At 53.0% G+C, this 266-nt stretch carries 1 protein-coding gene; it reads right to left on the reverse strand.

The annotated features are described in order from the left end of the window. A partial coding sequence (locus BT993_RS07040; protein ID WP_208600534.1) for a hypothetical protein occupies positions 1-266 on the reverse strand: 266 nt, incomplete at both ends.

Below are 266 nucleotides of genomic sequence, written 5' to 3' on the forward strand. Positions count from 1 at the left end.
GTTTCATTTCACTAAACAGTTGCTGTGCGGTGTGGTGTTCGCCCAGCAGTCGCAGCGCCATTCCTTGCCAGAAGAGATAATCAACCGGCTGATCGTTGTAATAACTGTGGATGTTAATGGTGCGATCGCCGGTCGCCGCCAGACGTAAACAACGCATCGCTTCAGTTTCATCGCCCGGCGCGTTGGCGCATATCGCCTGCCAGAACCAGATGTCGTTATCAGTTTGCCCCGGTAAACGGCCTTCGCTTAAATTCTCCGGATAATGC

It is taken from the genome of Streptobacillus ratti, assembly GCF_001891165.1.
GTDB lineage: Bacteria > Fusobacteriota > Fusobacteriia > Fusobacteriales > Leptotrichiaceae > Streptobacillus > Streptobacillus ratti.